Here is a 24,738-nt window from a genome sequence, read left to right on the forward strand (position 1 = left end):
TTGATTTGATATCGCCTGCAGAGTGAGGTAGGATATTTAAGAAATCAGAGTCCCGCCAGGCCATTCAACCCTCGGCGAAACGACTGGTGGGCGAGAGCCCGCCATTTTCTTTGGTTTATTTGGATTTCTGCGGCACTTCGCCGTGAAGGAGGGCTTTTCGCAATGGCAGTTTCCATGGATGCAATCCGTGCCGCGGCAGAACGCGTTGCGGCAAGCCACGGGCTTGAAGTTGTTGAAGTCGACTTCACGGGCGCTGGTAAGGCACGTGCTCTCCGCGTGTTTGTTGAGAAAGACGCTGCTGGCCGCGAAGCTCTGAAGGCGAAGGCTGCTGAAGCCGCGAATGATCCGGATGCGGAGTCGCTTGGCCTGCCCAGCGGTGTTCCTATAGAGGCGCTATCCGGCGTGACGCATGAGGATTGCGCGGTCTTTGCGCAGGATTTCGGCACCGTGCTGGACGTGGAAGAACTTGTTCCCGGAACGCAGGAGTATGTGCTGGAGGTTTCATCGCCGGGTATTGAGCGCAGGCTATTTAAGCCAGCGGATTACCAGCGATTCCAGGACTTCCTCGTTGCGGTGAAGTTGTTCACGCCAATCAACAGCATGAAGACGCTGACCGGGCGCATGACCTTTGCAGACGATGCCGTGACACTGGACCTTTCTGCGGTGAAGCAGAAGGGCAAGAAAAAGAAGGGCACCGAGCCTCCACCGCAGACCGTTACTATTCCGCTGCGGGATATTGAGAAGGCTAACCTGGTGGCCGAGTTCTAGGTCGTTCGCTCGAAAGCCCACGGCAGATTCCTGCAGCGGTGTGCGAAGACTACTTCGCCCGGGTAGGAGCTGCTGAGTTTTTGACCTGGCTTAAGAACTGCATCAAAAACAAGATTGCAACAACACAACTGAATACGCAGGAGTAACACAACAATGGCAAGCGCACTGTATCAGGCAATTGAGACCATGAGCCGCGACAAGGGGATTGAGCCCGAGGTCGTGGTCACCGCCGTTGAGGACGCCATCGCACTTGCAACACGCAAGTACTACAAGACGCAGGAAAACATGCGCGGCGAGTTCGACAAAGAGACCGGCGAAATTCGCGCCTATGTCTACAAGACGGTGATTGAAGACGATGCCGAAATTGAAGAGGATCCTGAGAACTACATCACGCTGACCGAAGCGCAGGAGATGGCGCCGGGCGTAGAAGTTGGTGCGGAACTGCGCTTTTACAAGGACACGTCACCGCTGGGTCGTATTGCTGCTCAGATGGCCAAGCAGGTCATCTTCCAGAAGGTGCGCGAAGCCGAGCGTGACACGGTTTACAACGAGTACAACCATCGCGTGGGCGAGATTATTAACGCCACGGTGAAGCGCATTGAACCCATGGATATCATCTTTGACCTGGGCAAAGCCGAAGCCCGTATGCCGAAGCGTGAGCAGTCGCGCCTGGAGCAGTTCACTGTGGGCGAGCGTATCCGTGTGGCTCTGTTGCGTGTCGACCGTGCTGCCAAGGGGCCGCAGGTGATTGTGAGCCGCGCCGCTCCGGCGCTGGTGCAGACCCTGTTCCAGAGCGAAGTTCCGGAAATCTACGATGGCACCGTGGCGATCCGTGCCATTGCGCGTGAAGCTGGTGAACGTACGAAGATCGCAGTTGTTTCGCGTGACAAGGACGTTGATCCGGTGGGTGCGTGCGTGGGTATGAAGGGCATGCGCGTGCAGTCCATCATCCGTGAACTGCGCGGTGAAAAGATCGACATCATCGAATATTCCGACGAGATCACGACTTTTGCCGAGAAGGCTTTGCAGCCTGCGAAGGTATCCCGTGTGTCCATTACGGATCTTGGCGAGAAGCAGTTGGAAGTAATCGTGGACGACACGCAGCTTTCCCTGGCTATTGGCAAGAAGGGCCAGAATGTGCGCCTTGCAGCGAAGCTTCTCGGCTGGAAGATCGACATCAAGAGCGAAGAAGAGAAGCGCCAGGAAGTGGAGCAGGCCATGGCTGCTCTTGGCGGCGGACCTTCCACTCCGATCGAGCAGGTCACGGAACTTGGCGAAAGTGTTCTGGAGAAGCTGATTGCCGCCGGTATCACGACCGTCGAACACCTCTCGGACATGACCGCTGAGGAACTGGGCGAGGTCCCGGGCATTGGCGAAAAGTCGGTGGAGAAGATTGCGGTTGCGGTGCGCCACTACTTCGGCCAGTACGAAGAGGGCGAGGAGCGTCCGGCCACGCTGAGCGCTGTGGCGGAGTCGCTGGGCGAAAACGGAGCATCTGAATCATCTGTATCGCATGAAGCACCTACCGAGGCAGACGGCGAGCCGTCGACCGATGTGGTGGATGCGGATAGCGACGAATCGGAGGAAAGTCTGATGGGTAAGACACCGGAAGCAATCATCGCGGAACGCGGTCTGGATGGCGTGGAACCGATTGAAGTGAGCGAATCCGCGGACGAACTGCTGGAGCGGGAAGAGGCCGAAGGCCAATTTGACGGTTTTGGAAGCGACGCAGACGTGCGCGAAGCCATGATCGAAAACGACAACCAGACCATTGAAGATCTGGCCGAACAGGCCGGTGAATTCAGCAACGAAACCATCGACCCGGATGAGAACACCCGTGGTTAGCGTGAAGAAAGGCGGCGCGGAGGACTGCGCCGCCGACTTTCACAGCGCTTTGAAGTGCTTCGGAGGCGCGAATTGTACCCTCCTGAGCGATAATGAATGTATTGGACTTGATTCCTTCTGGAGTGGAGCTGCCATGAACAGCTAGCAGAGGGCAACGGAGTAAGACGAGGGCGGATGAGCAAAGTACGCATCAACGATCTGGCGCGTGAGCTTGAGGTCAAGAGCAAAGAAATTCTTGACGCGCTTACAGCAGTCGGAGTCACAGAAAAGAAGACCCACTCGAGTTCCATCGAGGATGACGAAGCGGACAAGGTTCGCAGGCACCTGACCGGTGGCCGCACACCTGCACGTACGGCACCCGCCGCTGAGCCGAAAAAGATTGATTTGTCGAGCGCGCGTAAGCCCGGCGACATCCAGCGAATGCTGGCGGAACGCCGTCAGGCCGAGCAGCAGGCTGCTCAGGCTCCGGTACCGGCAAAGCCCGCAGTCGTGTCGGCACCGCCGAAGCAGCCAGTTGTTGCTGTGGTAGCGCCACCCAAGCCAGCTGCGCCCGCTCCTACACCTGCTCCTGCTCCGGTAGTCGCCGCACCTGCGCCTGCGGTGGAAGTGGCAGCAGCCCCAGTGATTGAGAAGCCTGTTGTCGTTCGTCCAGTCGCTCCCGTTGCGCCACCTGCGCCCACGACTCCTCCGGTAGCGCCTTCCCGTCCTCCCATCACGCGCCCTGTGATGCCGACGCTGAAGATTGCACAGCCACGTACTGAATCTGCCACGCCGGAGACTCCGCGTCGCACGATCGTTCCGCAGGCACGTCAGGCTCCGGTCATTGTGCATCCCGCGCCGAAAAACGGTCCGGCTATTGCCTCGCGTCCTCCGCAGGGTGTGGTGGTACGTCCAGGACAGCCCGCAGGAGAGCGTCCGGCCATTGCCGGCGGCACGCCTCCGCCACAGGGCGTCGTGGTTGCGCGTCCTCCAGCTTCTGCATCCGCCCCAGCGGCATCGGCTGCAACGCCGCCCCCGGCCACTCCGCCTTCTGCTCCTGAAGCAGCAGCGCCTGTGCCCGCAGCTCCTGAAGAGCCGAAGCGTCGCGTCATCATGCCGCAGACCGGCCCACGCCCGTCGTATACGGCGCCGCCTCAGGCTGCTAACGTTCCGGCGCGCCGTCCGATCTTCCAGCGTCCGGGGGCTCCCGGTGCTGGCCCCGGTGGACCGGGTGGCCCTCGTCCGCCTTATGGTGGTCCTGGCGGTGGCCCTGCAGGCCGTCGTCCGATGCATCCGACGCGTTCGTTCCCCGGCGGACCTCCGACCGGACCGGGCGGACGTCCTGGCTTTGGCCAGCGTCCTGGTTTCGGTGGCCCTCGTCCCGGCTTTGGCGGTCCTCGCCCCGGTGGTGGTGGCCTGATTGCAGAGGGAACGCCCGGTGCGCAGAAGCCCGGCATGCGTCCCGCAGCCAAGAAGGGCGCGGCGAACAAGAAGCGTTACGAAAAGAGCAAAGAAGGCCCAATGAAGGGCTTTGCGCCGCCGTCCCGATTTGGCGGAGCGCAGATTGCCATGGGCGACCAGCCCATTACGCGCACCATTACTGTGACGGAAGGCGTCACCGTGAAGGATCTGGCGGAAGCGTTGGGTCTGCGTGGCAAGGATCTGATCGCCACGTTGCTGATGCGCGGTGTATTCGTCACCGTGAACCAGTCGCTCGATAACGAGCTGGTTAAGTCTGTCTCCGCCGCCTATGGCGCAGATGCACAGATACAGACCGTGGAAGAGCAGATTGAGAACGAAGCAATCGAAGGCGTTCTGACGGACACCAGCGGCATGACGGAAATCGTTCGTCCGCCAGTGGTCACGGTCATGGGCCACGTCGATCACGGCAAGACTTCGCTGCTCGACGCGATTCGTTCTACCGATGTCGCCAGCGGCGAAGCTGGCGGTATCACGCAACATATCGGTGCGTACAAGGTGCATGTCACCAAGGAAGATTCGCCGGCCTTTGGCCGCGAGATCGTCTTCCTGGATACGCCGGGTCACGAAGCCTTTACCCGCATGCGTGCACGCGGCGCCAAGGTTACGGACATCGTCGTGGTTGTGGTCGCAGCGGATGACGGCGTAATGCCGCAGACGATTGAAGCTATCGATCACGCGAAGGCGGCGAAGGTGCCGATCATCGTGGCGATCAACAAGATCGACAAACCCGGTGCGGACAGCAACAAGGTGAAGGGCCAACTTGCCGAGCGTGGTCTGCAGCTTGTGGGCTGGGGCGGCGACGTGGAATTCGTTGAAGTTTCCGCGAAGCAGCGCATCAACCTGGACGGTCTGGAAGAGATGATCTGCCTCGTCGCCGACACGAACGCGCAGAAAGCAATTCCTGAGCGTCCGGCAGTGGGTACCGTTATTGAAGCCAAGTTGGATCGCGGCCGAGGTGCGGTGGCGTCCATCCTGGTTCAGAACGGCACACTGAAGGTTGGCGACAGCTACATCGTCGGCAACACCTTCGGTAAGATCCGCGCCATGTTCGATGATCGTGGCCGTTCGATTGAAGCTGCAGGACCTTCGACGCCGGTGGAAATCCTTGGTCTGGAGAGCATTCCAGATGCAGGTGACACGTTCATCGTGATGAGTGATCGCGACCGCGCCAAGGAAATTGCGCGCTATCGTACGCTCAAGGAACGCGAAGCGCAGCTTGCGAAGAGCAGCCGTGTGTCGCTGGAAGGCCTTGCAGAACAGATCAAGCAGGCTGGCGTCAAGGATCTCAACCTTGTTCTCAAGGGCGACGTGCAGGGTTCGGTGCAGGTACTAATCGACAGCCTGCAGCGCATGACGACGGAAAAGGTGCGCGTCCGCGTACTGCATTCCGGCGTGGGCGCCATCACCGAAAGCGATGTGCTGCTGGCCACCGCGTCGAACGCCGTCATCATCGGCTTCAACGTGCGTCCGGAGCGCAAGGCTCAAGAGCTGGCCGACCAGGACAACGTGGAAATCCGTCTGCACTCCATCATTTACGAGCTGCAGGACGAGATTCAAAAGGCCATGCTTGGCCTGCTGGATCCGGTCTTCCGCGAGAACTACCTGGGACGTGCAGAAGTGCTCAACGTCTTCAAGATCACGAAGGTCGGCCAGATTGCCGGCTGCGTGGTTCGCGATGGCACCATCACCCGCAACTCACAGGTACGCGTGATGCGCGATGGCGCCGAAGTCTGGAAGGGCAAGATCACCAACCTTAAGCGTTTCAAGGACGACGTCCGCGAAGTGACCAACGGTATGGAATGCGGTATCGATCTCAGCCTTCGGGACATTCGCGTCGGCGATCTGATCGAAGCGTTCTCCACGGAGAAGATCGCTGCAGAACTGGGCGAGAATCTTGCCGATCGCAAGGCGGCAGAGGCCAAGTCCTCGGAACCCGCTACCGTGTAATTCGTTCCAACATTACAAAGAGAAGAGCCGGGCTTTTGCCCGGCTCTTCTCTTTGTGTTTCACGCGCACATTCCAGTAGCTGTTGGCAGTGTGAAGTTTGGCAGGGATTCAAAACCGGGCATGGCAAACAGATAACCCTGCATGTATTCAATTCCGCAACGCAGTAAAGCGACGTACTCTTCACGGGTTTCCACGCCTTCTGCGATCAGTTCTATTCCTTCCGCATTGCACACGTTTTGGAGGGAAGCGATGGTGGTTTGTGAGCGTGGATGCAGATGCAGATTGCGTGTGATCGACATATTCAGCTTCAGAATGTCAGCTCGTATCTGTTTGCGCATGGCCTTCTCTGAGAGGGCAGCCTGCAGATCGTCAATCGAAAGGGCTATGCGGAAGCCGTTGCGTTGATACTCGTTGGCAACAGTTCTCACTTGCTTTGTATCGAGTAGGCGCTCAGAGTCCGTCATTTCAAAGATCAGCCGCTCGTAGGGAAAGTTCAATGAGTTAGCGGCGGCGCGTGTCATTGCGCTGCATGCTTCCGGTGTGCGGATTGCTCGCGGAAGGAAGTTGATGGACAGCGCGGCATTCGATTTTGTAATGCCAAGATTTGTCGCTAACGTCATCGCACGGCTGCGGCATTTCTGATGGAAGAGAAACTGGTCATTCTCTTTCAATCGTCCCAGTATGCTGGCCGCACTTTGTCCTTGAGGGCCACGGACGAGAGCCTCGTACGCATAGATATTGCCCGTGCTGACATGCACGATGGGCTGAAATGCCATGCTGAAAGGGAAGCCCATCCTGAGCTCTTCTTCGTTGGCGCAAAAAGCCGGTTCCATGCGAACTACATCGGCAAAAATAGCGACGGAATGAATCGCAGAATATGCTTTGTCTGCATGGCTCGTCAGTTTGTTAGCGTTACTTCGCTCTCAGCTTCATAGACGATGGTTTGATTACGTCCCAGATGCTTCGCGTGATACATCGCCTTGTCTGCTTCTTTTTGCAATTGTGCCCACGTGACATGGGCGCGTCCGCGAGTGGATGTGACACCGATGCTTACCGTGTTGGGCTCGCTTCCTAACGGTGTGCTTGCTTCAAAGCGTTTGCGAATGCGCTCCAGTACTGTCATGGCTGCATCTGGCGAAGTGATTGGTAGCAGCAGCAGGAACTCCTCACCGCCGCTGCGACCGGAGACATCATAGCTGCGTAGTTCTGTCTGACATATCACTGCGAAATCGACCAGGACCTCATCGCCAAAGGCATGCCCGTGCTGGTCATTCAATTTCTTGAAGTGATCGATATCCGCTACAGCCACAACGAATTCCTGTTGTGAGCGAGAGTAACGCTTCAGTTCGCGATCCGCGGCCTCATCCAGGCCGCGTCGATTTAGAAGCCCGGTCAATGGATCCAGCAGACTCTGCTGCAACAGGTTGGCGTGATCGCGAGCGTTCATCATCCACACGATGGTGAAGGGAAGTAGACCGCTCAACACCGTCCCGTTGATGAACAATCCAATGTTGCGCAGCCAGAGGTCCTGCGCCGTCTTATGAGACAGGGCAAAGTGTAATTGGTTCAGCCGGTATCCCACGGAAAGCAGAAACAAGAATGCCAACAGAACACGAGGAATACGCGTCGACGATTCGTTGGAACGCATGACGACAAGAACAAGAAGCGCCTGCTGCCACGCGAGCACGAAGTAATAGATGGCGAGCTGACGAGGCCCTGCCAGCGGCGTGAACGACAGCCCTGTCAGCAGTAATGAAACTCCGGCAAGGAAGAACGAGACCTTTGAAGCCCAGTCAGAGTTCCGTGTGAAGTACACCAGACCTGCAGCCAGTACCGCATAACGCAGGCTAAGTACGGTGAGAATGCCAGCATTGGTCAGTGGACTGTAAGGATGCGGCAACGTGACATCGATGATGGATACCAACGTTGCCAGAAGATAACTACAGCAGACAAAGCGAATCGTGCGATCACGGCGCGACTGTAGCGCCATGATGCTAAAGACGAGTGCGAAGCAAGCGAATTGAAGGTCTTCCACGTAATGGATGATTGCTTCCATGCAGAATCATCCTAAACGCTTTGCTGCTGCATATGCTGTCGATACAGAGTATGAAATTGGAAAAGCGATGTTACACACGGTATCAGGCTCTTCCAATGACACCGTGTGTAGCATCGCTTCTGACACCGCAAAAATCAGAGTGTTAAAGGCTCTTCAGACATTGAACTTGAAGAAGAGAATATCGCCGTCTTTAACGATGTATTCTTTGCCTTCACTGCGCAACAGCCCCTTTTCCTTCACAGCCTGTTCGCTGCCAAGTGTGAAAAGGTCCTCGCAGTTATAAGCGTCAGCGCGGATAAAGCCACGTTCAAAATCAGAGTGAATAACGCCAGCGGCTCCTGGTGCTTTTGTGCCCTTGCGAATCGTCCATGCACGTACTTCCTGCACACCTGCGGTGAAGTATGTGATCAGACCAAGCAAGCGATAGGCCGCATGAATAAGGCGATCCAGTCCCGGCTCTTGCATACCCATGCTTGCAAGAAATTCATTGCGCTCTTCGGGGTCGAGCTGCGAAATTTCTGCTTCCATTGCACCGCAGATGCGGACGACGTCGCTGCCCTCACTGGCTGCGCGCGCTTCCACGGCCCGTGTGTGCTCATTGCCTCCAGCGAGAGAGGCTTCGTCCACATTCGCTACGTAGAGAGTCGGCTTCATGGTGATGAGGAACAGGTCGCGTACCAGCGGCTTCTCTTCATCCGTTAACTCCACAGCGCGAGCAGGCTTGCCAGCATTCATGGCCTCACGCAGTTTGCCCAAAGCGCTGAACTCGTTCTTGATCTTGCTGTCCTGCGATGTGCGGGCGAGCTTCTGTGCCTTCTCGTAACGGCGTTCTACGGTGTCCAGATCGGCGAGGAGAAGCTCGGTATTGATGACATCAATATCCGCCAGCGGGTCAACTTTGCCGGCGACGTGAATCACTTCCGGATCTTCAAAGCAGCGCACGATGTGCAGGGTGGCGTCTGTCGAGCGGATATTCGCGAGGAACTGGTTGCCCAGGCCCTCACCCTTGCTGGCGCCTGCTACGAGGCCAGCAATGTCCACGAACTCGATGGTTGTGGGAACAATGCTCTTTGGCTTGACCAGCTCCACGATGCGGTTTAACCGCGAATCCGGAACCGTAACGATGCCCACGTTGGGGTCGATAGTGCAGAAGGGATAATTCGCAGCGACGGCCTCAATTGCGGTGAGTGCGCTGAAGATGGTGCTCTTGCCCACGTTGGGAAGACCGACGATGCCTACGTTCAATGCCATGACTGCTTCTATTGTCTCGCGACGCAGGGAATATGCGCTACTCCGGCCAGAGATTCCGGGCAAAATGAGGATTTCCACCTGTGAAAACGGCAATGTCGGTTATAAGTGAGGAAGTACGCCTAATTCATTCCGCAGACATTTTCATGGTTGTGCATTCGCACGACTTTTGCATGGTTTTCTTTCAACCCCGAAGGGAGAGAGATTTCGATGGACCGTCGTTCATTTCTTCATGGATCAGCAGCACTTTCCGGTTTGAGCCTGCTGCAAGGCTGCGCGAAGCACATTGCAGCACCTGCTATGGCAACGGCTCCTGCACTTCCTTTTTATGATGTGCCGGGAAATATCCTTCCCATTCGTGCAGATGTGGATCGCATCTTCCGTATTACGGTGTGTCTGCGTCCGTTTCGCGCAGTGGGACCACGCATGGACGTGGTGAAGGTGGGGGATAAGACCGTGGTTACAAATTACGGTCATGGTGGTAGCGGATGGTCGCTCTCATGGGGGTCGGCCGATGTAGTCGTACGTAAGGCGATGGAAGCCGCGCCGGGTGTGAAAGAATGCGCTGTGATCGGTGCAGGTGCGCTTGGCCTGACGACAGCGTTGACCGCGCAGCGCATGGGCTACAAGGTAACTATCTACGCGAAAGAAACCGCGCCCTACATTCGCAGCGTGCGCGCTACTGGATCGTGGACGCCAGATTCGCGCGTGGCGCTCAGTACGGATGCTCCTGCAGATTTCGCTGCGTTGTGGGAACGCATGGCACGTACTTCATGGGCCATGTACAACAGCTATCTCGGAGTAGCCGGTTCACCCATTGAGTGGACGGATCGCTATCAGCTTTCGGATGATCCGCCGCGCGATCGAAATCGCCCTGTCGATCCGAATACGGCCGCTGATCCTGCCGACAAAACAAAACAGGTGCACGAGTTCGCGCGTTACAGCCAAAGCATCGCGGACATTACTCCCAAGTCCAAAGACATGCCTCCTGGTTCAACGCCTTTCCCCACGAAGTATGTGCGTCGTAATTCGTCGTTGACGTTTAACGTCGCGGGCTATGCGAAGTTGTTGATGCAGGAGTTCTATCTTGCAGGTGGGCGGCTTGAGATGCGCGAGTTTCACGCGCCCAATGAATTTGCATCGCTGAAAGAACGTGTTGTGTTCTGCTGCACGGGCTATGACTCAAAGGCACTATGGGGCGACCAAAGCATCGTTCCGGTGCGTGGCCAGATTGCCTGGCTCATACCGCAGGAGGGTGTGAACTATGGCATCGGATACAAGGGCCTGAACCTGCTTGCTCGGCGCGATGGCATTGTGATTCAGCCGAATGTTGGCGGTGAAGAAGAAGGATGGAACGACGCCAACGAAACGCCTGATCGTGCTGCCGCTGAGGCGGGTGTGAAGATACTGCAGGAACTTTACGGTCGCATGGAGCCCATTATTGCGAAACGTGGCACAAAAGTAACAGCGTAGGGCGATGTTTTGATTCGGTTGAACAGCGCATCTAATGCCTGAGTGAGGAAAAGGATGCGCTGTTACCGTCTGCTTATCACCATAGTGTTTGCGTCTTTCATGCTTCCTTTGTCTGCGCAGAACGCGCCGCAGCCCGGATGCACCCTGGAGAAGACGGACTACTACCAGTGCAACAGCAATGCATTTCAACACCTGCTTGCGGTGTCAAAGAATGTTCGTGTGGATACAGGTCGCATGGACTCTTTTGGACGCAGACAGATGGTGAAGCTGGTCGCTGATCTTGGCAAGAAGCTTGTTGCACCGGAACAGCGCGCGGACCTGGTCTTTGAGTTGATGTGGATTGATCGCAGTGGACGCATCGATTTTGGTCCGGGAGATGTAGCGGTGGCGCGCCTGAATATCTATGATCCGTCGCGTGGTCGAGGCGAACAAAGTCTGGTGTGGGTGGAGACGCTTTCCGGACAACAAGACCTTCCGTGGCCGTCCATGGTGACGCAGCTTCTTCAGCAGTTTCAGCAGCACGTGGCTGGTAAGTAGTCTTCCTGCTTATGTTCGATTGATTACATAAAGGATCTTTTGCTCGTTCCAGGTCGCGCTGGCAACGCATCTTCCCCTTCGTAGCTCCAATCGTGTGCGTCCGGTAGATAAATCGGGCCACAGGGAGACAAGCTATGGCATTGATGGATGTTTTGCTGGATGAGATGCGTGATCTCTACAGCGCCGAAAATCAGTTAGTGAAGGCCTTGCCGAAGCTGGCGAAGGGCGCGAAGGACGCGTCTGTGAAAAGCCTGATCAGCAATCACCTGGAAGAGACAAAAGGACAGGTGCTGCGCCTGCGGCAGGCATTTGAAATTCTTGGTAAGAAACCTACCGGTCAGCACTGTAACGGTATGGAAGGTTTGATTGAAGAGGGACAGGACGCGCTGGAGAAGGATGAAGATGGCGCGAATTTCGATCTGGGTATCTGCGGCGCAAGCGCGCGTGTAGAGCATTATGAAATCGCCGGATACACAACGTCGATTGCTCTGGCAAAATCACTCGGTCTTGGCGATGTGGCCAGCCTGTTACAGGCAAATTTGAACGAAGAAGTGGCAGCCGCCAAGGCCATCTTTGCAGGGGCAAAACCACTGCTGAAAGCAGCTTTAAGGCAGGGTGATCCGACCGAGAACGAAGAAGAGAAGAAGCCGAAGTCCGGTAAGGAAAAGTACAGTGAGAAAAAGAGCAAAGAGGACGAGAAGAAAGCCGCTCCCTCCGTTGCCAGGAAGCGCTAAACACACCGCCGTTTACATTGCTATCCCCATCCTGCGGGTGGGGATTCTTTTTTGTCTTACTGTTGAGTCGGAATGCCATTAACCTTGGCACATGACTCTTCGCATTCTCTGTTCCGTACTGATAGCAGCCGCACTGCAAATGCCTGCAATGGCTCAGAACAAAGCAGATTGGGTTGCGCCCACTGCGCCGTTTCGCATCTCGGGCAATCTGTATTACGTTGGGTCGCGTGATCTTGCGGCTTACCTGATCACCACGCCGAAGGGCAACATTCTGATCAATGCGAATCTTGTGACGTCGCCTCCGCAGATACGTGCCAGCATTGAAAAGCTTGGCTTCAAGTGGAGTGACACGAAGATTCTTCTCAGCAGTCAGTCGCACTACGATCATGCTGCTGGCTCTCTGGAAGTGCTGAAGGAAACAGGCGCAAAATTGATGGTGATGGATGGCGATGTGAAGGTCATGGAAGATGGCGGCCTATCCGACTATGACCACACGTTGGATCATTTTCCACCAGTACACGTCGATCGCGTTTTGCATGACATGGATAAGGTGCAGTTGGGTGGCACTACCATCGTTGCGCACAAGACAGCGGGCCATACGCAGGGATGCACCACATGGACGATGGATACGCAGGAGAAGGGACGTACGCTACACGTTGTGATTGTGGGTGGTATGTCATGGAATCCGGCAGTGAGGCTAGTTTCCACTCCGGGTAAGCCTGCGTCGTATCCGGGCATTGAGCAGGATTTTCAAAAGACATTTGCCACGTTGAATGCGCTTCCTGTGGACATCTTTCTTGGTGCGCATGGTGTGTACTTCGATCTTCTGGGGAAGATGGCGCGCTGGCCGCAGGAAGGTGATGCGGTATGGATTGACCCTGCTGGATATCACCAGGCCGTAAATGAGAAAAAGGCTGCCTTTGAAGCCGAGATAGCAAAGGAAAAGTCTGAAAAATAACGTGGCGGTTGCTGTCTTCCCACGCTTCGCTTCGTATAACGTGAGAGGCGCAAAAAGGAGTTCTTTATGAAGATCAGAAAGCTGGTGGTAGCCGCCGCGCTGCTGTGTTGTGGCTTGAGTCTTTCGGCAATGGCGCAGGGTGGAATGGAGATGGCTCCGCAGAAGCCGGGTGCTCCACTGGCGAGCCCACGGAAACAGGCGGAGGCCAGCATTGGTAGCCACACCGTAAAGGTGGACTATGGCGCACCCAGCATGCGCGGACGAAAAATCATGGGCGAACTAGTGCCATACACCACCTGGTGGCGTACGGGCGCGAATGAGGCCACGCTCTTTGAAACGAACACTGACCTGATGGTGGGTTCACTGCATGTGCCTGCTGGCAAATACACGCTGGTCACGCTCCCCTCTGCTGATGAATGGCAGTTGGTGTTCTGCAAGCATCTTGGACAGTGGGGAACGGAACGCTTTGAGGCCGACGATCTTGGCAAGGTGCCAATGATGAAGTCAACGCTGGATGCACCGCAGGAAATGATGTCCATCGAGTTCCGCAATACCACCGCGAAGGGCACAGAGATGCACGTGAAATGGGAGACCACGGATGTGTGGGTTCCCGTAACCTTCATGAAGTAATTGCGACAACAAGCTCAGTGTGACGCAGCGGTGCGTAAGCCCATCGCTGCGTTTTGCTTTTCGCGTAGCATGAAGTGCGAGGTGGTGTGATGGACGTTGTGAAGGTGCAGGAGGCTCTTAAGCAGGCGGGTGTGGATGGCTGGTTGTTTTATGACCACCATGTGCGCGACCCGTTGGCGTACCGCATCCTGGGGCTGGATCCGTCTATGCACATTACGCGTCGATGGTTTTACTTCATCCCCGCGAAGGGTGAGCCACGCAAGCTGAATCACCGCATTGAAGCGGGCAAGCTGGATACGCTGCCGGGCGAACGCGTGCTGTACTCAACATGGCAGGAGATGGAGTCAGCGCTGGAGCAGATGCTCAAAGGCTCGACGCGCATCGCCATGCAGTATTCGCCGCGCAACGCCGTGATGTATGTGGCCATGGTGGATGCCGGCACCATCGAAGTGTTGAATGGCATGGGGAAGGAGATTGTCTCTTCGGCCAACCTGGTCAGCCGGTTTGAGGCTGTGTTGACAGAGCACCAGGTGGAAACGCATTACATTGCACAGCGGAAGATTGATCGCATCCTGGAAGATGCGTGGCGCGAGATAGGATCGCGTGTCCGCGGCGCAGGTACAGACGAGTTCGCCATGGTGGAGTTTTTGCAGGCAGAGCTGGCGAAGGAAGGCCTTGTGTGGGAGCATGGGCCGAACGTCAGCGTGGGGCCGAATGCAGCCGACTCGCACTACGAACCGGTAGCAGGGAAGTCCTCCAGCATTGAGCGCGGTTCATTTGTGTTGATCGACATTTGGGGCAAGCTGAAGGACGATCCATCGGCGGTCTGGTACGACATTACGTGGACCGGTGTTGTGGATCGTGACCCCACCGAGCTTGAAGGGCGCGTCTTCCGCACGGTTGTGGAGGCTCGTGATGCGGCGATTCGGCTGGTGGAACAGCGGTTTGCTGCGGAGAAGCCGGTTGCGGGGTGGGAACCAGATGCCGCAGCTCGCCAGGTGATCGTCAATGCCGGGTTTGGGCAGTGGTTCACGCATCGCACGGGACACAACATTGGTACGGAACTTCATGGTGCGGGCGCTCATCTGGACAATTTTGAGACGCATGACGAACGCCTAATCCTCCCGATGACCTGCTTTTCCGTGGAGCCGGGCATCTATCTGCCGCCGGGGCCGGAGTGCTTTGGGGTGAGGAGCGAGATCGACATGTTGACGAAACCGGGCAGCGCGGTTGTTACCGGGAAGATTCAGCGGGAACTGGTTCGGATCTAGCTGATATGATCGACAACGAATGGCAGTGACACAAACAACGAGTGTGCCGGTGCGGCAGAGTGCAGTGTCTCCTACGCTGGTGTTGTTGGCTGGCTGGCTGGTACCGGGGCTTGGGCATGTTCTGGTGAAGAAGCCTATTCGTGCGGCGCTACTGTTTGTCTCCATCGTAAGCATGTTCTTTCTGGGCATGATGATGCACGGTAAGGTTTATTCCGCCACCAATGGCGACGTGCTGGATCTGCTGGGTTTTGTGGGACAGATGGGTTCGCCGTTGCTGTATGTGATCGCCCATGCGGCTAGTCTTGGCGGTCAGGCGCTGACGGACACGGTTTCCGACTACGGCAGCAAGTTTGCAGTGGTTGCCGGGCTGCTGAACGTGATGGCTGCGGTGGATGCGCAGTCGTTGGCCAACGGTCGCAAGGAGGGTCTGTAATGTCTCACTTTGCAGCCCTTGTGGTATATGCCTTCTTCGCTTCGATTGTGTTTGGAATCACCCAGCGTACAGAGCCCAAAAACATGATCCGGTTCGGAGCGCTTTGCTTCGGCGGATTTGTGGTGGCGGCAATCGTAGTGAGCTGGGGCATGTTTCTTCTGAAACACTAACGTCCGTCAGAAACAGAAGCTGATTGTAGTGGTGTGTTCGGACGTCCCATGCATTCCGCCGAGCATGTCAAACTGACAGACAGATCGATGTATTCCGGCTGTTGTACGTGACGCGATGCGCGAATATGGCGAAATTGGCAGTGTGTGTCTGTGCATACGAATTGGAAGGCCCATAACGCCGTGCCTCCGCGAATGGACAGATGCAGTCCCTGGCTATTCTGTATGGCCCTTTGCTCTGATTTGGCTCTGAGGTCTGTGGGCCTTGCATTGTGTGCCACGGATTCCATCGGCGCGGCCATCGCCAGCAAGCAAGCTACCTGACTTAGAAGTGCCGCAAACAGTATCCTGTATGTCATGGGTATGCTCCTTTCAGATATTTCTCGTACTTAGTTGTCCAGCTTGAAGATTTTGATCTGAATCAGCTTCTTTAGCGTGAGGTCTGTCAGTCCCCGCGCACGCATCCGTTCCACGAATGGCCTATCGATTTTGAAGACAGCCATCTGAATCAGGTCTTGCTCTGAAGGCTGAAACCCGAGCGACTTCGCCTCTTGAACCTTCTCCGGCGTGACACCGACAGCCTTCATCTCTGTCAGCTTTCCTGCACGCAATTCGGGATAGCCGGCTGCAGCCATTGCATGTACGTAGTCGGCATCGACATGCAAGGCACGCAGGCCCTGCAGTCTGTTCGTACTGAGTTCGGTAATGCCGAGCGATTGCATCTGTTTTGCCCAAGCAGGAGTGATATCCAGCATGAGCATGCCCAACTGCTTGCGTGGCAGAATGCCGTCAAAGCCAAGCGCGGCCATGTTTGTAACGAATGTTGGATTCGCATCGAAACTGAACCGTCCGGAAAGGATGCTGTCATGCACGATGCCATTGCATGTAAGCGTTCCTGCATCGCCGACGAGCTTTGCATCTGTCGTTGCGTTATCGTGATGCAGTATCTCCGGCGAAACGCCAGTCCATTGACGCCACTCGGTGGATGTATTCGACATCTCCATGCAGTTGCGGCCATCGCTTGCACAGTTGTTTTCAGAAAGCATGACTCTGGCTACCGGTGTTCCGTCTTTGTGTTGACCCTCTGAGATCATGCAGACTCCTGAGATGGTTTGTGCAATGCATGGTGCAGAAGCAGCGATCATTACCAGCGCGATCCATGTACGTTTCATCAGCGTGTCTCCTCGTTTTTGAGGGCGTGCTCTGTCATGCACGCCGGAAAAGGCGTGGTTCCGCCGTTGCAGCATGTGCGCCGCAACGACTAACCGTTTGCAATGTTTAGGGAGTTTGTTCGGGCCGCTGAACTTTAGTTCAACAAGCCCGACATCTTCAGCTTCGTCAACTTATCCAGGTCAGTTCCGTTGAAGCCGTGAGACTTGGCATCGGCGATGAACTTGTCATCAATGTGGAAGTTGATTGCCTGGCGCATGGCGTGCATGTCTGCGTTGGGGAAGTTTGTCTTCAGCCACTTCGCATACTCCGGTGTCATGCCCTGTGCTTTCATGCTGACCAGGTCGTGCGTGGAGTTCGCGGAGAAGCCCGCAGCAGCCATAGCGCTTGCGTATTCCGGAGTAACACCTACAGCGCGCATGCTTACCAGTTCATGCAGATCCTTTGGTGTGAAGCCTGCGCTCTTCAATCCTGCAGCATATTCGGGCGTGACGCCGACGGCCTTCATGCTGGTGAGGTCATGCACGGTGGGCTTGCCGAGTCCTAACGATTCAACTTGTTGCGCATATTCAGGCGTTATGCCGAGGGTCTTGAAGGAGATCACATCGTGAAAGTTTGTTGGCGCGGAAGAGGAAGACTTCAGTGACCTGACATATTCAGGTGTTACGCCAACGGCCTTCAGCGTGCCCAATTCTTTCAGCGTGGGTTTTCCCATGCCGGATTGTGCCATCGCATTTGCATATTCTGGAGTTACACCCACGGCGCGCAGATGGATGATTTCGTTGAGATCGTTGTTGAGATCCAGCGGATAGCCTGCAGCCTTCATGGCATCGAGATACTGCATACCATTCTGCTTCACTTCTTGCGAACCATCTTCGTTCATTGGGCTTGGAGTTGGTGCGGGATTTGGCATGGGGTTCGCATCCGCAGTATCCACATCGACTGACTGGACAGCTGCGACGTCGATCTTTGGTTTCATCACGACGGAAACTGCTGGTGGAGGTTGTACAGCCACATCTGGAGTTACTTCTACGATTGGCGCAACTGTTGCCTGCGGCTTTATCTCCATTTTCATACTGTGGGCTACATGCGGAACTGCATACAGTCCTACCAGTGCCAGTCCTGCCGTCATCATTCGGATTCCGCTCATCTGTCTCTGCTCCATTGCTTTCTCTCCCATAATTTGCCGTACTCGTTGCAAAAGCGTTCCACCATTGCCGTTTAATGCCATTGCCAGTTGCGGTTGACGGAAGCGTTGTTCCTCCATCTGCAGCAGGGCTGATGCGTAGATCGCAGGATCCGCACAGGTCTGTGCTGCCGCCTCATCGCAACACACTTCACGAAAGTCTCTGACACGATGGCTGATCCACCACACAGCTGGATGGAAGAAGAACAGACACTCTGTCACCGTTTGCATCAGGTTGACCAGGTAATCCCAACGCCGCACATGAGCGAGTTCATGCGCGAGCACGGCCTCCATCTGCTCAGGTGTCAACTGTGCGACTGCACTCAGCGGTACGAGAACTACCGTGCGCCACACGCCAAATACCATGGGCGATATCACTTCATCTGACATACGCAGCAGAACGCCGCGGCTTAATGCGTATCTGCGCTTCAATCGTTCAAATGCCACATGGACTTCCGCTGGTACAGCGTTGCTTGCGCGCAATTTCAACCCGCGCAACTGCCACCATCCGCCTGCTGCACGCACTGCAAGTAACACCACACCCAGAAGCCATACGGCATCCATACATGGCAGTAGTAATCCGGCGTGTTCTGCGATCCAAAGCTCGCCTCCGCTGACCACAGGGGCGGCAGAGGGAAGTTCATCAAGAACTGCCGTGTGCATGCTGCCCAGACGTGAGGCAATGACGGGGAGTTGTTGCTCCATCTGCGTAGAGGCCTGCACGGTGCTTTGCAGGGGAACCACCAGTCGCTCCTGTTCCACAAAGGTCGCGATTGCAACAAGTGGCATGAGCGCGAGTGCAGTCACTGCGATGCCATAGCGAATCGATGCAGAGGCGCTGCGCGTGCATCGATCTACCAGAACATACAGCAGCGCTATCGCCGCGCTCTGCCAACAGAAGTGCAGTAGAGTCCATCCCAGCGCAACCACTTCGCCTGTGTGTATTCCAAGGTAAGCGCTCATCCCCGGCTCCTTTAGGACAGCTTCTTTGCAATGAGTCTGCGAATCTCAAGAAGATCCTCGTCGCTGGCGGGTTCCATCTCCAGCGCACGCAGCGCCAACTGTGCCGCTGAACCTGCGAAAAAGCGGTCGCTCAACTCACGCATAAAGCGGCGCTCCGTATCTTCTTTTGCGATGGCGGGGCGATAGACATGCGCACGTTCCGTAGCGTCGCGTTCCAGCAGCCCCTTGTCCAGCATGATCTGCATGAGTTTTTGCACGCCCGTGTACACCACGGGGCGTCGTTCATTCACGGCTTCAAATACGTCGCGAACGGTGGCTTCGCCTCGCTCCCACAGAATGGTCAGGAGTTCGAGTTCACCCTCTGTCGGCTTTGGGATTTGCTTGGTGATCTTCATGGACAGGACAATATCCGAAGGTCTTCGTAGATGTCAACGAAAATCTTCGTACGATGTTTGTCGGAATTCTAAGCGATTGATTAAATTGCCAAGATTTGCCGCGGGAAGACCATTTGGGTTCGAGTGAACGTTTCCATGGGATGCAATCAAGCTGAGGAGAAGACGACTTAAACATAGGACCGCAGGAAATGCTTTCCTGCGGTTTGTTTTAGTTCTCAGTCCCTTAGGTTCACGCTATGTCGCGGACGCAACGGAAGCCGATGTTTGTAGTCGCGCTGTCCGGTGTGTTGGAACTGCGAGCTGCGACACGGTAGCGATTGCAGTAAGAACGATGGCAGAGATAGGAGCCGCCCTTCAGCATGCGTGCTGTTCCTTGTGGCGGGCCAATCGGGTTGTGGCGGGTTGCAAGCTGGTGGTAGGTGGGGTGAAACCAGTCTGCAATCCATTCCCATGTATTGCCTGTGATGCCGAACAAGCCGTATCCATTCGGTGGAAACGCATCCACAGGGCAGGTTGAAGCGTAGCCGTCTTCTGCCGTGTTTGAAACAGGGAAGACTCCCTGCCAGATGTTGCACAGATGCTTTCCGTCGGGCGTGAGTTCGTTTCCCCAGGGATAGGCGTTTTGTTCCAGGCCACCTCGCGCGGCGAACTCCCATTCGGCTTCAGTTGGCAGGCGCTTACCCGCCCATGCGGCGTAAGCTGCTGCGTCATTCCATGAAACTTGTACGACCGGGTGATCTGTGCGGTCAGCGAGATTGGAACCGGGGCCTTCAGGATGTAGCCAAGTGGCTCCTTCGATGACACGCCACCATTCCGTTCCGTGAACCGATTGTGCGTTCACCGCAGGAGAATTTTCTGGAAGATCACCTGCAAAAACAAAGGACCATCCAATGCGTTCTGCTTCGGTGATGTACTGCGTCTCCTGCACAAACTTCATGAAGTCGCGATTGCGGACGGCGTACTGATCCATCCAGAAAGAATCGACGGTCACTTGGCGTACCGGGCCTTCACCGTCGTTCGGAAACGTGTCTGCTGACTCGGAACCCATCAGGAATGGTCCACCGGGCAGGAGGAGCATTTCATCTGTACTGCCGCCGATAGCGCGAATACGTGAGGATGAATTCTGTTGCGAAGCCTGCCACACATCGGCATGCTGTTTGCTGGGGACGCAGCAAGGAGATGGGTTCTTCTTCATTACATTTTCTCCCCAGCAGTAACGCTGTGTTCGGAGTCCGGCAGCATTTCAATGTTTGCGCGGCGTATCAGGTCTTCTGTGATTTGATTCAGCAACACCTGCTTGCGCTCTTCGAAGATGTGTCGAGCAAGATCGGTTCTGATTTCGTCCAGTGGTTGCAACCCAGCAGGTTTTGAATCATGCAGTATGGCCAGATGGAGGCCGAATGTTGTTTCAAAGATGTCGCTGCGTTGACGTCGTTCCAGCGTGAAGACTTTCGCTTCAAATTCAGGAACCATTGCGCCGCGACTGATCCAGCCGAGCGAACCTCCATTGCCTTTGCAATCGGAGTAACGATCAGCAACAGCAGCAAATGACTTACCGCGCTTGAGTTCACTCTCAGCCTGTTTCAAAACTTCGATAGCTTTCGCGCGTTCTGCTTCGGTTTCGGCAATCTGAACAATATGAGAAACCAGCCAGCGTTCTGGAAGTGTGAACGCCGCAGAGTTATTGCGATAGATGGCTTCCACTTCGCGGCGATCAGGACGCTGCACATGCCGCGTAAGGTGGTGCTGTACCCTCTTCACCATCAGGCGCGAAGTCATATCGCTGGTAATTCCAATACCGCAGGACTGATTCGCAGCGCTACCCCATGTGGAGCGGCGTTCTTCTTCCGCTTCCTCTTCAGTGGCTGTGATGCCCTCGGCAACGGCAAGCTGATGAAGTAGGACAGAACGCAACGCGCTGCGTTCTGCTGTCTGCAGTAGCCGGTGGTAATCCATGGGAGCTTGTTCCTGAACTTGCTCTGGAGTGCGGCCACCGGACAGTTCAACGAATTCGCGATGGAATCGCTCGTCGCTGATGATCTCTCCATTCACGCGGATTGCCATGCCAACAGTGTACTTTCTAGTGCTGCGCTTTTGTTGTATGTCGCGCCAAAGGAAAAGGGCACAGCACAAGGCCGTGCCCTTCGGGGTAAATGGATTAGAACGTGAGGCGTGCTGCCACCTGCACCGTACGCATCGCCTGTGCCGAGGAGATGGTGCCAAATGCAGTGCTGCCATAGGTCACGTTGGGATTGCTCCACATGCGATGGTTCAGAACATTAAAGCCTTCGATGCGGAAATTGATGTTTGCACCTTCCCACTTAGGGACGCCAAAGTTACGCTGCAGACTCAGGTCTACGCGGTTCTGGCCTGGAGACCGGATGGAGCCCTTTGCTGCGTTGCCATAGGTATAGAGCGCATTTGCTGCAAAGCATTCTGTGTTGAACCACTTCGTGGCAGTATGCGGCGCCCCGTGCACGGCGGAGCAGAGCAGGTTCGGGCGATTGGTTGCGCCGGAGTTGGCATTGTCAGCACTGGTAGACGGTGTCAGAGGCTGACCGGACTGCCATACCCATACCGGTGATGCGGCCCATCCGCCTAGAACCGCAGATGCTAACCGATTGTTGAAGATTGCGTGGCTACCGGTTGGGGCAGAGAAGATGCCGGTAAGCACTTGGCGGAAGGGGATGTCGAAATCAGCAGGTCCCCAGTTCGCTGCATGGTCGTATGGATTTTGCAGCGTATCGCCGTTCGTTGCAGAGTCATTTACGTCCAGTGCCTGGCTGAGCAGACTGAACGTGCGGCCGTAAGTGATGGAGTCACGGAATTGCACACCGTGGGCCAAGCGTTTCTCCACCTTGGCGGAAATACCCTCATATTGTGAGGCGTTCCAATCGCCGATCTGATTGAGAGTTGCAGCGGCGGTGTATGGCAGAAATGGACGTCGGGATGCCACAGACGTGCTATTCAGCACCTTAGGCTGATTCAGGTTTGATCGGCCAAGCAGATGCACGCCATGGTTGCCGACGTAATTGATTTCCGTCAGCAGACCACCTGGGAGTTGCTTTTGAGCGGAGAGACTCCACTGCTGCACATAGCCGTACTGCATGTGTTCCACCCAGCTGGTAATGGTGCCAGTGTAAGTGGGGTCAAACGTGAATGTGGCTGGATTGACTGCTGGTGGCCGCGGAATGCTCGTCGATGTGGAGAGATAGAACGCGGTGCTGGTATTGAGCTGATCGCTGGTCTGCGAGATGGCGCCATAGTTGTTATACGGCGGGTTGGTGGACAGTCGGCTCGTAATACCCAAGCCTTGATCCTGCGAGTAGAACATGCCAAAGGATCCACGCAGCGTCATGTCCTTCACGCCCGGAACACGGTACGCGAAACCGACGCGAGGAGCGAGGTTGTTCTTATCGGTGTATACCAGCGCACGGGGCAGGCGAGTATCAATGCCTGCCTTGATGTACTGGAGATAGAGCGGGCTGTCTGGATCGGTGATGAAGTTGGCTTCACCATTGTTCACATCGTAAAAGGGAGTGAACAGCTCATAACGAACGCCGTAGTTGATGGTTAGGTTCGGCGTGACGGTCCACTGGTCGTTCGCATAACCGCCGTAGTACCATCCGCGTTCTTCGCTCTTGAGAACGGTGCCTGTAGTCAAACCATTTGCATACCCCAGAAGCAAGTCCGCAACACCGTAGCCGCTTGAGGCCTTGGTCGCGGAAGTTGTGGGTTGTTGAGAGAATGCGCCGGTAAACGTCAATCCGCCACGGCCATTCGATGCAGCTTGAGTGTTCGGGCGAATCCACATCATTTCGCCGCCGAACTTGGTTAGGTGCTTGCCGTGTGACCAGGAAACGTTATCTGCCCAGTCCCACACGCCCGAAGTCTTGTGCAGTGGCGAGTTGCCCACGGCTTCAGAGCCGATCGTACCTGCACTGGTGACGGTGAACGTAGGCCAACCTTCTGCAAGGTTCGGATCCAGCAATCCGGAGATGAACTCTTTGCGAGCAAAGGTTCCCAGGCCATCGTCGGCGATGGACGTCCAGGAGAAGCGCAGTTCGTTCAACAGTGACTGCGTAATGATGCGCGTATAGCCAGCGCCGATGCCCTTAGAATCTACGCGGCTGTTGCCGGGATCCTGCGCGCCGGGCAAGCCCACACCGGTGTAGACATTGCTGAGAGTTTCACCATAACGAGCAAAGATGCTGTCCTTGCTGCTGAGTGTGTAGTCCATTCGGCCAATGCCATTCTTCACATCTGTTTTGCTGGGAATGAAAGACGTGTAGTAGTGCGTGTACGGATCCGTAGAGCTGGTCGAGTTAGGTAATGGATAGAGGTTTGCCAATTGCTGGCCGATAGAGTTGATCTGTGCTGTCGGGATCTTGTTGCCAGCGAAGGCAGCGCGCACATACGTGCCGTTGGATAGTTTCGTCGTTGTGGTTGGATCGTACACGGTGTATTTCGACTGCGAGAAATCACCAACGCGTTCCAGCGCAGTGGGCACCGTTCCGTTGTTCTGTGAGGACGACTTCGTATGGCGGCCTTCGTATGCGCCGAAGAAAAACACCTTGTCCTTAATGATGTGCCCACCCAGGCTACCGCCGTACTGGTTCTGTACCAACTGCTGCTTATTCACTACAGCGGTTGAGAGGTTGTACGGACGCGCGTCCAGCACCTTGTTGCGGATGAAGTCGTAGGCTGATCCATGCCACTTATTCGAGCCGCTTTTGGTGATGGCATTCAGGATTGCGCCTGCACCCGCACCAAACTCAGCAGAGTAGTTCGACGTTTGTACTGTGAATTCCTGCAGGGCATCGAGTGGTGGACGCACCATGTCACGCTGCCCGTTGTCCAGGCCACGCAGATAGTTCACGTTGCGTGCACCGTCCAGAAGGAAGCTATTCTGCAAACCGTCATTACCGTAAGCAACGAAGGAGTTATCGCGACCGGAGTTTTGCGGCACGACGCCGGGGATGTAGTTCGCGGCCTGAATATAGTTGCGGCCGTTCAATGGGATGTCTGTGAGTTCCTTGTTCTCAATGACCTGCTGTACGGTCTGCGATTTGTCTTCGATCAGCGGGGCTTCACTGGTGACGGTAACAGCATCGCTTGCCGAGCCCAGTTCCAGCGCTGGGCGCAACGTGACAGTAGCGCCCACCTGTACGTTGATCGATTGTTGTTGGTACGTCTTGAAGCCGGTTGCGGTGATGCTGACGTTGTAGTTGCCTGGCGGCACTAGTGGCACTTCTGCAATGCCGTGATCGTTGGTGGTGAGTGAGCGTAGCTGTACGCCTGTGTCTGTTCCGGTAACTACGACCTGCGCGTTCGGCACAGCAGCACCGCCCGAGTCGAAGACGGTGATGCTGATGGCACCGGTTGAGTTCTGCGCGTGCATCATTGTGGCAGACAGGAAGAGAGCTGGGAGTGGCGCATAGGCAAGAAAATGTTTTAATCGATGTGTCATTTTTCATCCACGGTGAGGGCCGTGGC

The 24,738-nt window shown here is 55.8% G+C and carries 20 protein-coding genes; 11 read left to right on the forward strand and 9 right to left on the reverse strand.

Translation table 11 applies throughout. From position 1 onward, the window contains the following. Positions 1-162 precede the first annotated feature (162 nt). The 3 genes from rimP to infB all read left to right on the forward strand — a co-directional run bounded on the left by rimP (position 163) and on the right by infB (position 6,021). On the forward strand, positions 163-768 hold the full coding sequence (gene rimP / locus JAO32_RS00080; protein ID WP_334236434.1) for a ribosome maturation factor RimP: 606 nt from the start codon (positions 163-165) through the stop codon (positions 766-768). 153 nt (positions 769-921) lie between these two features. Then, entirely contained in the window at positions 922-2,613 is a 1,692-nt protein-coding gene (gene nusA, locus JAO32_RS00085; protein ID WP_334236436.1) for a transcription termination factor NusA, read from the forward strand. A gap of 174 nt (positions 2,614-2,787) precedes the next feature. Then, entirely contained in the window at positions 2,788-6,021 is a 3,234-nt protein-coding gene (gene infB / locus JAO32_RS00090) for a translation initiation factor IF-2 (RefSeq protein ID WP_334236438.1), read from the forward strand. 59 nt (positions 6,022-6,080) lie between these two features. Here infB and JAO32_RS00095 read toward each other — a convergent pair whose 3' ends face one another. The 3 genes from JAO32_RS00095 to ychF form a co-directional block, all read right to left on the reverse strand. Next, positions 6,081-6,854, reverse strand: coding sequence for an EAL domain-containing protein (locus JAO32_RS00095; RefSeq protein ID WP_334236440.1), 774 nt, complete (start codon positions 6,852-6,854; stop codon positions 6,081-6,083). Between the two features lie 65 nt (positions 6,855-6,919). Then, on the reverse strand, positions 6,920-8,077 hold the full coding sequence (locus JAO32_RS00100; RefSeq protein WP_334236442.1) for a GGDEF domain-containing protein: 1,158 nt from the start codon (positions 8,075-8,077) through the stop codon (positions 6,920-6,922). Positions 8,078-8,230: 153 nt separating this feature from the next. After that, positions 8,231-9,328, reverse strand: coding sequence for a redox-regulated ATPase YchF (ychF, locus tag JAO32_RS00105; RefSeq protein ID WP_334236444.1), 1,098 nt, complete (start codon positions 9,326-9,328; stop codon positions 8,231-8,233). 207 nt (positions 9,329-9,535) lie between these two features. On the opposite strand from ychF, the gene JAO32_RS00110 reads away from it, so the two are divergent. The 8 genes from JAO32_RS00110 to JAO32_RS00145 all read left to right on the forward strand — a co-directional run bounded on the left by JAO32_RS00110 (position 9,536) and on the right by JAO32_RS00145 (position 15,531). Further along, positions 9,536-10,798 (forward strand): FAD-dependent oxidoreductase, encoded by a 1,263-nt coding sequence (locus JAO32_RS00110; RefSeq protein ID WP_334236445.1) that lies wholly within the window; start codon positions 9,536-9,538, stop codon positions 10,796-10,798. A gap of 99 nt (positions 10,799-10,897) precedes the next feature. Beyond that, complete coding sequence (locus JAO32_RS00115) at positions 10,898-11,335, forward strand: hypothetical protein (RefSeq protein WP_334236447.1); 438 nt, start codon at positions 10,898-10,900, stop codon at positions 11,333-11,335. A 134-nt stretch (positions 11,336-11,469) separates the two neighbouring features. Then, positions 11,470-12,069 carry a YciE/YciF ferroxidase family protein gene (locus JAO32_RS00120; protein WP_334236449.1) on the forward strand — a complete coding sequence of 200 codons (600 nt, stop codon included), beginning with the start codon at positions 11,470-11,472 and terminating at the stop codon, positions 12,067-12,069. Between the two features lie 91 nt (positions 12,070-12,160). After that, positions 12,161-13,027, forward strand: coding sequence for a subclass B3 metallo-beta-lactamase (bla, locus tag JAO32_RS00125; protein ID WP_443082562.1), 867 nt, complete (start codon positions 12,161-12,163; stop codon positions 13,025-13,027). A 66-nt stretch (positions 13,028-13,093) separates the two neighbouring features. Next, positions 13,094-13,657 (forward strand): DUF2911 domain-containing protein, encoded by a 564-nt coding sequence (locus tag JAO32_RS00130; RefSeq protein ID WP_334236453.1) that lies wholly within the window; start codon positions 13,094-13,096, stop codon positions 13,655-13,657. 89 nt (positions 13,658-13,746) lie between these two features. Then, complete coding sequence (locus JAO32_RS00135; protein ID WP_334236455.1) at positions 13,747-14,928, forward strand: M24 family metallopeptidase; 1,182 nt, start codon at positions 13,747-13,749, stop codon at positions 14,926-14,928. Between the two features lie 19 nt (positions 14,929-14,947). After that, a complete protein-coding gene (locus JAO32_RS00140; RefSeq protein ID WP_334236457.1) occupies positions 14,948-15,361 on the forward strand; it encodes a DUF6677 family protein in 414 nt (137 codons plus the stop codon). After that, positions 15,361-15,531 (forward strand): hypothetical protein, encoded by a 171-nt coding sequence (locus JAO32_RS00145; protein WP_198137541.1) that lies wholly within the window; start codon positions 15,361-15,363, stop codon positions 15,529-15,531. The genes JAO32_RS00140 and JAO32_RS00145 overlap by 1 nt, the downstream gene beginning before the upstream one ends. A gap of 386 nt (positions 15,532-15,917) precedes the next feature. Here the strand turns inward: JAO32_RS00145 and JAO32_RS00150 are convergent, their stop codons facing one another. The 6 genes from JAO32_RS00150 to JAO32_RS00175 form a co-directional block, all read right to left on the reverse strand. Then, positions 15,918-16,700 (reverse strand): hypothetical protein, encoded by a 783-nt coding sequence (locus tag JAO32_RS00150; protein WP_334236461.1) that lies wholly within the window; start codon positions 16,698-16,700, stop codon positions 15,918-15,920. A 134-nt stretch (positions 16,701-16,834) separates the two neighbouring features. Then, positions 16,835-18,847: a M56 family metallopeptidase gene (locus JAO32_RS00155; protein ID WP_334236463.1), complete on the reverse strand. Its 2,013-nt coding sequence runs from the start codon at positions 18,845-18,847 to the stop codon at positions 16,835-16,837. Between the two features lie 11 nt (positions 18,848-18,858). Then, positions 18,859-19,242, reverse strand: a complete 384-nt coding sequence (locus JAO32_RS00160) for a BlaI/MecI/CopY family transcriptional regulator (protein ID WP_334236465.1) — start codon at positions 19,240-19,242, stop codon at positions 18,859-18,861. A 229-nt stretch (positions 19,243-19,471) separates the two neighbouring features. Next, positions 19,472-20,437, reverse strand: coding sequence for a formylglycine-generating enzyme family protein (locus JAO32_RS00165; RefSeq protein WP_334236468.1), 966 nt, complete (start codon positions 20,435-20,437; stop codon positions 19,472-19,474). Beyond that, positions 20,437-21,306, reverse strand: coding sequence for a peptidylprolyl isomerase (locus tag JAO32_RS00170; protein ID WP_334236470.1), 870 nt, complete (start codon positions 21,304-21,306; stop codon positions 20,437-20,439). Before JAO32_RS00170 ends, JAO32_RS00165 begins: the two co-directional genes overlap by 1 nt. A gap of 94 nt (positions 21,307-21,400) precedes the next feature. Continuing rightward, positions 21,401-24,712, reverse strand: coding sequence for a TonB-dependent receptor (locus JAO32_RS00175; protein ID WP_334236472.1), 3,312 nt, complete (start codon positions 24,710-24,712; stop codon positions 21,401-21,403). Between the last annotated feature and the right edge of the window lie 26 nt (positions 24,713-24,738).

Origin of the sequence: Terriglobus sp. ADX1 (assembly GCF_036877645.1) — a bacterium.
Classification (GTDB): Bacteria; Acidobacteriota; Terriglobia; order Terriglobales; family Acidobacteriaceae; genus Terriglobus.